Origin of the sequence: Spiroplasma alleghenense, assembly GCF_003363775.1 — a bacterium.
In the GTDB taxonomy this organism is placed as follows: Bacteria; Bacillota_I; Bacilli_A; order Mycoplasmatales; family Mycoplasmataceae; genus Spiroplasma_B; species Spiroplasma_B alleghenense.
In genome coordinates, this window is sequence record NZ_CP031376.1 from 673,111 (window position 1) to 683,559 (window position 10,449).

Sequence of the window (10,449 nt, forward strand, 5' to 3'; positions counted from 1 at the left end):
AATTTATATTTTATATATTAGCAAAAATGCAAAAAATTTGTGGTATAATAATTTAAATGAAAGGTTGTGCCTAGATGATTTATAAATCAAAACTATTTGATGAAATTGAGGTTGAATTTAGCAAAGTTACAGCAAAAGATTATACAACTGCTGCTAACCCCATAAATAATTTAAAAACAAGTATTTTTTATATTAAAAAACACCACTTCCCTACTCAAGAGGATTTTGAAAAGGCGGCAGTAAAGGCCATTGCTGATACAATAAAAATTTTAGAAAAAGACATTATTTCAAAAGCTTTAGCGTTTCAAGAATTGGCGTACAAAGACTACAAGCAACTAGTGGATCCACAAAAATGAATTAACTTTAGCCAAAAAGAAGCTTCTAAAATAAGCTATGAAGAATATAGCGATGATGAAATTAAATTTTTAAGACATTTGTATATCCTTTGATTGACTTGAGTTTATTGCGATGAAGAGCTTAAGAAATTAAGAATTAAAAGTAGTAAAGAACAGTACCAAAACCTTGGTAAATCTCAAAGGGAATATATTACTAAAAGAAACGACATTTTAAAACAACGCGTTCAATCTTGGCATATTACTGATGACGAATAAACACAATTAAAAATCCAACTTTTGAAAGTTGGATTTTCTTTATTTTTTGGCACTTCATTTAAAAGTAAAGCTTGTAATTACAAATAACGCTGTAATAATCAATATTGCACCCAAAATAGGTTGTCATGTTGATGTAAAGTTTTGCCCTCCAAATGATTCGTGATTATTAAACGATGAGTCTCATCCTGAATTGATTGATCCTTGCGTTGCATACAAGAATAACGATACTGAGTACTTGTGAGGAATGAAGTATGTAAAAATCATCATTCCCTTTGAAGTTTCGATAAGCGAAGGATCTAGCATAATTCCTGAAAAGAAAATTGATAAGAAGTAAACCATCATAACAACACCTTGCATTGCTCCCTCAGAACTAAATAAACCTCCAAATAAAGTTGCTAAACCAATAGAAGTCAGAGAAACTAACATTGTTGCCAATAATAACCAACCCCAGTTAATTTTGTTTAAAGTACTGATAAATGAAGGCATTCCTTCTGGTGATTTTATAATTAAACCAAAAATTAAAGCTACTACAAACATTACCACTAAGGCCACTAATGAAATTAGTAGATAAAAAAGTCAAAGCGCAGCTAAGAACATTCCCTTTTTAACTCCGGTTGTATCAATTCTTTTTAAAAATACTGAATTTTTTCACTCAACAATTGCTGGTGCTAGTGAAGTTAAAATTGTTAACGAAGGTAAAAGCATATATGGGTACAACGACTGTCCACCGCTTGCTTTATTACCTATAATACCAAAAAACATTATCATAAAGAATATCGGAACTATAAACATAAATAATGGTCCACGAGCATTTCTAAAAAATGATTTTGAAATTAAAACAAATAAGTTACCAAAGATATTTAGACTTCTTTTTAGACCAAATTCTGATTTTTCAAGTTTAGTTGTCATATTTTAGGCTCCCTTCAAAATGTTTATCCATAATATTTCTAATGGTTTTAAATTCCTTGATTGCTTCAGTTATTTTGCGATCGAAAGCAACTTTTCCATCTTTGATAATTACCATTCTATTACATAATAGTTCTACTTCTTCTGGACTGTGAGATACCAGGATTAAAGTTTTGTTATCTTTCTTCAGTTTATCTTTAAAAAAACTAATGATTGAAAATTGTAATTGCATGTCTAAACCAGTAGTTAGTTCATCTAAAATTACCAATTCAGGATCATTCATCATTGAAATCATTGCATTAAAGCGTTGTTTTTGACCACCAGATAATTTTCTAATTGATCTTTTTCTAAATTCTTCAATATCAAAAACTTGATTTAATTGTTCTTCTCAATCCTTGGTAAATCTTGGGTAAACCGAACGATAAAATTTTAGCATGTCTTCTGCACAAATACCTGCTGGCCATTCTCCTTGTTGAAATTGAATTCCAATTTCTTTTTTCAAGTCCCCTTCTAAATTAAATTCAATTGTCCCTGAAGTTGGTTTTGAAGTTTGAGCAATCATCTCTACGAGAGTAGTTTTTCCACACCCATTAGAACCCAAAATCGCTAACCGTTCTCCTTTTTTAATTGTTAAGTCAAGATCCTGCAAAACTTTCTTTTTACCGAATTCTTTTTTTAAATTTTTTATAGTAATAAAATCCTTCATATGTCTCCTTTATTTAATTGTCAAAACCAACCAAAAACTGTTTCTCAGATATACCATCAATTGTTTGAACCATTGTTTCCATTAGGTCATCAAAATTCTTTATTAAATGAATTGGATATTTAGTGTCAAAGTATGGTTTTGAATAAATTAATTTTGCTTGATAGATTGATAATCAATTATGCGCCAACTGGTTTAATGCTTCCATAGCTTCCCTTTGCTTTAGAGATTTTATTTCAGCAATGATTTCGTTTGGCAATTTATCATAAAGCTCTTTGGATTTTTTAATTAAAGCTTTTTGATAAATCACCAGATTAGCGCTACCTGTTTTTAATACTGGTGAAACCACATACCTTCGATCATGGGCTCGAGCGAAATCAAAGGCTACTTTGGAATAGCCTTCACTTTCACTTAAACCAGATTGTAGCTCATATTGGGATTCATAATTTCTTAAATCAAATATCTTGAAATCTTCAAAATAATCAACTGGTAATTGAAAGTTTGAATTTGTAAACACCGAGTATCGTGATATAGACTCAAACAATTCTTCCTCTATAAAATTAAAATTATTAAAGTAGTAAGTATTAGTTTTAAAAAACCTCTCTAAAATGTAGGTCATCATTTCTTTGAAATTAACATTCCTATTAAATCAATGTTGCAAATTATTTAACTTAGTGAAATTTTTAATATTAAAGTCCTTGAAATCCTCGCTTTTTTTCTGAAAAGTTTTTTTAAAAATATAATTATCAATTTTTTTGCAAAAATATTCATAAAATCAGCGAAGTATTAACATATCAATGTTGTAATTGTAGTCAAAATCATTTTTTAGAGTATATTTTATAATTAATTTTAGAGAAACTAAATTATTATTAGCAATTTTATTAGCCTTTTTAAAACTATCTGTAACTTTTACCATCAAATCTTCTTGAACAAATTGATTTCTCAATACAAAATAAGCACTCTTTTTGTTAGTTAAAACTGTTTTTACTACTGGTTGTAGATAAAAATTTATCTTAGTGTCGTTGATTACTTTAGTTATTTTTATATATTCATTATTTTTAATTTTTGTAATACTAAATTGATTACTAATTTGATCAATTGCTTTATCAATTTTTAACTGAAGTTTAGAAAAAGAAGGCTTAGTTGGTTTTAATTTTGAATAGATAATTAAGGCGACATCCAAATTAATTTCTTGAGAAAAATCGGTTAAGGCATTATATTCAAAATCACCAAGCTTTTTGAAGTGAATCCCAAAATCAGCAAAAGTTTTTTTCATTACTTGGCATGAATCTGAAATAGATTTTCTTACTTGTTTTAGGATATTGATGTGTTTTTTTACAGCCTGATTAAACTGACTTAACTCATTTTGACCTTTAGCTACTTTCATCATTTTCTCCCTATTCTAAATCAAGTTTATAAAATATTGAAAATAATACAAAAGTTCCAATTTCTTTATTATCGGGATAAATATACTTTTTCATTAATCTTAAATTTGATTCTTCATTCAATCTTTCTCAATTTCTTATTAAGACATTTTTATTTAAACCCTTACTTGTTAAATACGGATTAAATTCATATAAATGATAAATCTGATCTAAATCTTCATATTCTCTACTATTATACTTTGCTAAGAATGATTTTGCAAATTCAGTGTATTTGGAGATAAATTCGTCTAAATTTGGGTATGTCATGCTAAAAACATAGTTTAGTTTTTTTAGTTTAAATGAGTTGTATATTTTAGTAAATATTTTAGAACTCTTAAAATAAAAATCCTGAGTTTTAAATAAATCATCTACGTAAACCTCGTTTTTAAGAAATTTTTTAAATACTAGACTAACTCATTTTCTCATATATTCATTTTTATTAAGTTCAACCTGTATGTCGCTAATTATAACCTTTTTTAAATTATCAATGTCCTTTCGACTTAATTTCATATTCTTGTCCAATAAAAGTGATAAAAATAAAAAATCTAATTTTTTAAACAATAATTGATTTAAAGTTCGGTACTCTTTTGATAAATGTAAATCAAAATTTAATTCATATTTTTTATTTCTATTAACTATTTGATATATTTGTTTTGAATCAAGGCAAAACAAAATTTTTAAATTAATTTTTCTACCCGCAATTTCTCAGCTAATAACTAATTCATTATTTTCTCTATTTGGTAGTTTAATTTCAAAAGGCTTATTAATTAATTCCAATTTTAATTTTTTTATAATTTCAATCTGAAATTCTGATAATTTATCAGTTTTACTTTCTTTGTCATTTGATAATCCAATTAATTTTTCATAATTTTGAAAATTGCTAAAATTAATATATTTTAAAGCTACTGCTTTTAAATTCAATTCCTCAGTACTTTCCAAAATAAACTCGCTAGAAAGATCAGTAATTAGTTTTAATTTTCCAGATTTTGAAATCATTTGGCCTATTAGATCAAAATTACGTTTAATGTTTAATTGAAATTCTCTTGGAATTTTATAACTTAAAATATATTTATTAATTATTTCATAATCTCCAGTTATGTCTTTATAATTTCGTTCTTTCAAATTAAAACCTACAATCTACATTTCGTAATTAAAAATAATATTACTTAAAAACATTAAAGGAGCGGTTTCTGCTCGTAAAATTCTGTTACCCAAGGAAACGATTTTATAGTCGTTTTTCTCGAACCAACTGATTTCACTTTTTTCAAAACCACCTTCAGGACCAACCACTAAAGTAATCTCTTCCAGATTTTCTATTAAATATTTTTTAAAATTTTCATCTTTTTCAGACTCATATGCAACAAGTTTAGTTTTGCATAAATCAATTTTTTTTAAGTCCTCAATTTTAGTAACTATTGGTAAAATTTGAGGAATTTGAACTTGATGTGACTGTTCCGCTGCATCTTCACAAATTCTTTTTCATCTTTCTAGTTTAGAAATGACTTTTTTGTCTTCAATTTTAACAACATTTCTTTTAAAAATAACCGGGATTATTTTATTGACTCCGAGTTCCGTGGCTTTTTGGAGAACAAAATCTCATTTTTGTTCCCTAATTATACCTAAAACTAGATTAACTCTACACCCTTGTTTTACTTTTGATTTATTTTGGGAAATAATTTTTGTTTCAATTAAGTTTTCAGTCACCTTAATTACTTCAACCAGATACTCTGTTTTATTATGAATCATCATTACCTGTTCACCAGATTTTATCTTGACAACATTTTTAAAATGATGCAAATTCTCTTGATTAAAAACAAAGGAATTTGCAATTTTTTCTTCCACAAAATATCGATGCATTTTAAATTTCTCCTTCAATAAAATCTATCATTAATAATAAGTTTATAATTATTTTTAAAATAAAACAACTGAAATAAAATCCAGTTGTTTTAAAATTTATTTGTTTTTAATATTTTTTAGAATTTCTTCAATTTTATTAGCATTACTTAGTGATTCATCATAAATAAATTCTAACTCAGGAACAAATTTCATTTCAACTTTTCCAGCAAGTTTATGTCTAACTTCCTTACTTTTCGATTTTAATTCTTCAATTACTTCTTCTTTTGAAATTGAATCAATTAAATGCGAATAAAATACCTTAGCATGACTTAAATCATTTGTTAAACGTACTTCTTTTACAGAAATTGAACGCATTGTTTCATTATCATGAAACTCTTTTGAAAAAATTAAACTCAACTCTCTTAAGATACTTGAATTCAATCTTTCTACTTTAATATCGTGTCCCATATTACTTCACCTCTTCAACTTTATATACTTCTATAATATCATTTTCTTTGATATCATTAAAGTTTTTTATAGTTAATCCACAATCTTGGTCCTTTTTGGCTTCTTTAATTTCTTCTTTAACATGTTTTAAAGAAGATAATTCTCCAGTATAAATTATGATTCCATCTCTTAGAATTCTTAATTTTGACCCTCTTGGGATAACTCCATCGATTACATGACATCCAGCTATTGTTCCAACTTGTGAGTGTTTAAATATTTGACGAACTTCAGCTTGACCTAAAACTTTTTCTTCAAAAATTGGATCAAGCATACCTTTGGCAGCCTCTTCTAATTCTTCAATTACTTTATAAATGATTGTGTGTAGTCTAACTTCAACACCATCCTCATCAGCTTTTTGACGAACCTGAGCTGTTGGTCTAACATTAAAACCATAAACAATTGCATTACTTGCTAACGCAAGGGTAATATCTGAATTTGAAATGGCCCCAACTGTTGCTCTAATAACATCAAGTTTTACTCCAGGAATAGTAATTTTTTGCAACGAGTTTCTAACCGCCTCAACAGAACCTTGAGTATCTGCTTTCAAAATAACATTTACTGATTTTAAATTACCTTGATCAATTTGATTTTTAATTGAATCTAAGGTGAATGATTGAGCCTTATTGCGACTTTCTTGAATTTGACGTTCTAGTTGAGCCTCTGCAATATCACGAGCCATTTTCTCTTCGCTAACAACCATAAATTTATCACCAGCTCGAGGAACTTCATTTAGACCAACAAGTACAACTGGTTGTGAAGGAAGTGCTGATTTAACTTTAGCACCATTTTCATTTTCCATATCCTTGATTAGACCATAGGTTGCTCCTGCAACTACCAGATTTCTCATATTCAATGTTCCATGTTGAACTAATACAGTTGCCATTGGACCTCTTGATTTACTTAAGTGAGCTTCAATTACAGTTCCAGTTGCGAATTTTTCAGGATTTGCTTTTAATTCTTTTAACTCAGAAACTAATATAATTGTTTCAAGTAAGTTTTCAAGACCTTGTCGGTTTTTTGCCGAACCTTCAATAAAAGGTACATCTCCACCAAATTCTTCAGCTACAATGTTAAAACGCATAAGTTCAGTTTTAACACGATTTGAATCAGCACCTGGCTTATCAATTTTATTTACAAATACAATAATTGGCACTGCTGCTGCTTTTGCATGATCAATAGCTTCTTCAGTTTGAGGCATTACCCCATCATCAGCTGCAACTACTAAAATTACAATATCAGTTACATCAGCTCCTCTTGCACGCATTTCTGTAAACGCTTCATGTCCTGGTGTATCAATAAAAGTTATTTTTTGATTTTTATCGGTTTTAATTTGGTAGGCTCCAATATGTTGAGTAATCCCACCAAACTCTCCGTCTGTAACATTTATGTTTGTGTTTCTAATTGAATCAAGCAAAGTTGTTTTACCATGATCTACGTGACCCATAATGGTTACAACTGCTGGACGAGCTTTCAAGTCAGCTTCGTTATCATCAACTTGTAATGTTTCAAAAATATTTGACTTTGTAACTTCAACTTCTTTTTTAAAATCAAAACCAAATTCTAAAGCAAGTTCTCCGATTTGTTCTTCTGTAAGTGATGTGTTTGGCGTCACCATTCCCCCACTTTTGAAAAAGTACTTTACTATTTCAGCAACATTTTTATTAATTTTTTTACCAAATTCCGAGATGGTAATTGGACCAGTAAAAATAAAAACTCCGTCAATCAAGCCTGTTGCTTTTGTCTCATTCAATTGGCTTTTTAAAGTATTTGAATGTGCTTTAAGCTTACTTTTATCTGGATTTTGCTTTGACTTTGACCCTGAGGGTTTATTTGATTTAACATTTTTTGTAGCCATATTTATTTCCTCCTTATTTTATTTTTCGATAATTTCTTTTAATCACCTTGCATTATTGAAATTTTTAACTCCAACCGCTTTAACATTTTCCCTACCAATGGATTTAGAAAGTTCTTCACTAGAAATTAAATCAGAATAATATTCAATTTTATAAAAAATGCATTTATCTGTAATTTTTTTCTTTTGACTTTCTCCCATATCAGAAGAAATTATAACTAGTTTAATTTTATTAGTTTTAATCCCTTCGAATAGCATACTACCACTAGTTAGTCCTCTGCTTGATTGTAGCATTCCTAGAGTTTGAAGAAGTTTTTTGCTATTGCTAAATTCCATTAATCTCAATTCTCTTTTATTTCTTTTTCTAAAAGTATTCAAAAATTTTCATCTAATTTTGTTTTCAAAACACGATCAATGATATTAGTCTTTTTAACTTTTTCTAGTGCAGCAATGCTAGGACTTATGTAGATTCCTCGACCATTGGCTTTTCTAGTTGAATCAATAAAAACTTCTCCATTTTTATTTCTAACAATTCTAATCATTTCTTGCTTGGGTAACATTTTATTTGTTGCAACATCTTTTCTGGTTACAACTTTTTTTAGAATTTCTGACATTCTTCTACCTACTTATCGTAATATTGATCATAATCATCAATTTCTTCGTCTTCTTCGTCAACTATTTCTTCTTTTGCTAAGTTATCAAAAGCTTCTAAATTAGCTTGAATATCATCAAGACTTGCGGCTTGAACCTCTATTTCTGGTTCCTCTACAAAATCATCTCACTCTTCATTTTCTTCATGAATAAGTGGTTTTTCATTTTGATAATTTCTCTCAGAATTATTACGTCTTTTGAAAACATTATTAATAAATTCTGGGTCATTCATCTCTTCTTCTGTAATATTACCATTTCAAAGAATTTCAACCCCTTTTTCCAAAGCGTTATCATATGATAAAATGTTTATTTTCATTTTAACCAGATTAGCTACCAATCTAGCAGCCATCCCCGATTTACCGATTGCTAAAGAAAGTTGGTTATTTGGAACAACAACATCACATTCTCTGTGAGCATCTTCTAAATTACCTTCTTCGTCAAAAAACTCTTCTTCATCAACAAGAATATTTATTACTCGAACAGGAGCTAGTGCATTCATAATGAATTTTTCTGAATTTTCATCTCATTTTACAATATCAATTTTTTCCCCATTTAGTTCGTTAGTAACACTTTTGATTCGAGAACCTCCCGCACCAACACAAGCACCAATTGGATCGATATTTTCATCATGTGAATAAACAGCAACCTTGGCTCTTCTACCAGGTTCGCGAGAAACTGATTTTATCTCGATAATTCCTTCAGCAATTTCAGGAACTTCTATTTCTAAAAGTTTTGCTAAAAAGTCAGGATGAACTCTTGAAGTTGAAACCTGTGAGTGTTTGTTTTCCTTTGAAACATCTTCAACATAAAATGAAATTCTATCACCAATATTTATTTTTTCTTGATTAATTGTTTTTTTATTTCAAAGCGAAACTACTGTCCCATCAACATCGATTAAATAAGAATTTTCTGTTAAGTCAACTACTCTTCCAGTTTGGATTTCGTGTAACTTTGGTAAAAAATAATCATAAACTTTATTTTTTTCTCCCTCACGGATTTTTTGTTTAATTATTTGACCAACTTGAAAAATAGCCAAACGAGAATATTCATCGTTAAACTTTACTGGTTCGTTAATAATATCACCAATTGTACAGTTTTCTGAATATTTTTGTTTTGCTTGTGACAAACCAATTTCCAATCATTCATCTTCAACTTTTTGTACAACTGTTAGTCTTTTTGTAACATTGATCATTCCGGTAACCTCATCAACATTAACATCAATTATTGCCTCAGGGTCAAAAAACTTTTCATAAGCCTTTTGAAATCCTTCGCGAATTCCCTCAAAAATAATGTCATCTGGAATTTGTTTTTCTTGTGAAATAGATTTAATTGCATTTAGCAATTCTGCTCCGTTTACCATAAAATTATTTATCTCCTTTTAAAATTTTACTGCTAATCTAACAAATTTAATGTCTTCTCATTTAAGTACTGAATTTTTCTTTTTACCTTTTAAGAAAAAGAAAACTTTAAATTCGTCTTTTGTTGAATCATAATCGATTAAGTCGGCATTAAATTCATCAACAAATTCTATTTTATGGTTAATTTGAAAAAATAAGTATTTTCCTACATTTTCAATTAACTGCTCTTTTGTAAATATTGTTCGCTCAATTCCAGCAGAAGCAACTTCAAGAATATAAGCATCACTTAATTCTTTAATTTCATCTAATACAACTGAAAGTTTTTCGTTAGCACCAACGAGATTATCAAAATCAACTGTTTGGATTGATTCATCTTGATTAGTCACTAATACCTGCAAAACTGTGGTGTCAAAATCAAAAATTTGGTTTAATTCATATAAATTTAAATCAAAATCTTTTAGTATTGGCTTAATAACTTCGATTAAGCGCGTTTTTAATTCGTTAAAATTATTCATTCACTATTCCTTTCAATAATAAAGGAAGGCTTTCGCCTTCCTTTCATTTTATTGACCTGACTTTTAAATTATATGACTTTTAATTT

The 10,449-nt window shown here is 28.5% G+C and carries 12 protein-coding genes; 1 reads left to right on the plus strand and 11 read right to left on the minus strand.

Translation table 4 applies throughout. The features are described from left to right. The first annotated feature begins 74 nt into the window (after nt 1–74). On the plus strand, nt 75–611 hold the full coding sequence (locus tag SALLE_RS03040; protein WP_115558162.1) for a hypothetical protein: 537 nt from the start codon (nt 75–77) through the stop codon (nt 609–611). A 39-nt stretch (nt 612–650) separates the two neighbouring features. Here SALLE_RS03040 and SALLE_RS03045 read toward each other — a convergent pair whose 3' ends face one another. From SALLE_RS03045 to SALLE_RS03095, 11 genes are all read right to left on the minus strand, one after another. Beyond that, nucleotides 651–1,520, minus strand: coding sequence for an ABC transporter permease (locus tag SALLE_RS03045; RefSeq protein WP_115558163.1), 870 nt, complete (start codon nt 1,518–1,520; stop codon nt 651–653). Next, nucleotides 1,510–2,223 carry an ABC transporter ATP-binding protein gene (locus tag SALLE_RS03050; protein WP_115558164.1) on the minus strand — a complete coding sequence of 238 codons (714 nt, stop codon included), beginning with the start codon at nt 2,221–2,223 and terminating at the stop codon, nt 1,510–1,512. The genes SALLE_RS03045 and SALLE_RS03050 overlap by 11 nt, the downstream gene beginning before the upstream one ends. Before the next feature lie 13 nt (nt 2,224–2,236). Continuing rightward, the gene (locus SALLE_RS03055; protein WP_115558165.1) at nt 2,237–3,607 is read right to left on the minus strand and encodes a hypothetical protein; all 1,371 of its coding nucleotides are present in this window, start codon (nt 3,605–3,607) and stop codon (nt 2,237–2,239) included. Nucleotides 3,608–3,617: 10 nt separating this feature from the next. Continuing rightward, a complete protein-coding gene (locus tag SALLE_RS03060; protein ID WP_115558166.1) occupies nt 3,618–4,766 on the minus strand; it encodes a hypothetical protein in 1,149 nt (382 codons plus the stop codon). Nucleotides 4,767–4,781: 15 nt separating this feature from the next. Beyond that, nucleotides 4,782–5,501, minus strand: coding sequence for an RsmE family RNA methyltransferase (locus tag SALLE_RS03065; RefSeq protein ID WP_115558167.1), 720 nt, complete (start codon nt 5,499–5,501; stop codon nt 4,782–4,784). A 96-nt stretch (nt 5,502–5,597) separates the two neighbouring features. Beyond that, the gene (gene rbfA / locus SALLE_RS03070; protein ID WP_115558168.1) at nt 5,598–5,948 is read right to left on the minus strand and encodes a 30S ribosome-binding factor RbfA; all 351 of its coding nucleotides are present in this window, start codon (nt 5,946–5,948) and stop codon (nt 5,598–5,600) included. Nucleotide 5,949: 1 nt separating this feature from the next. Beyond that, nucleotides 5,950–7,842, minus strand: a complete 1,893-nt coding sequence (infB, locus tag SALLE_RS03075) for a translation initiation factor IF-2 (RefSeq protein ID WP_115558169.1) — start codon at nt 7,840–7,842, stop codon at nt 5,950–5,952. Between the two features lie 18 nt (nt 7,843–7,860). Further along, entirely contained in the window at nt 7,861–8,175 is a 315-nt protein-coding gene (locus SALLE_RS03080) for a L7Ae/L30e/S12e/Gadd45 family ribosomal protein (RefSeq protein WP_115558170.1), read from the minus strand. Continuing rightward, nucleotides 8,175–8,453, minus strand: a complete 279-nt coding sequence (rnpM, locus tag SALLE_RS03085) for an RNase P modulator RnpM (protein WP_115558171.1) — start codon at nt 8,451–8,453, stop codon at nt 8,175–8,177. The genes SALLE_RS03080 and rnpM overlap by 1 nt, the downstream gene beginning before the upstream one ends. A gap of 8 nt (nt 8,454–8,461) precedes the next feature. After that, nucleotides 8,462–9,850: a transcription termination factor NusA gene (nusA, locus tag SALLE_RS03090; RefSeq protein ID WP_115558172.1), complete on the minus strand. Its 1,389-nt coding sequence runs from the start codon at nt 9,848–9,850 to the stop codon at nt 8,462–8,464. A gap of 18 nt (nt 9,851–9,868) precedes the next feature. Continuing rightward, on the minus strand, nt 9,869–10,363 hold the full coding sequence (locus SALLE_RS03095; RefSeq protein ID WP_115558173.1) for an LSm family protein: 495 nt from the start codon (nt 10,361–10,363) through the stop codon (nt 9,869–9,871). Nucleotides 10,364–10,449: the final 86 nt, after the last annotated feature.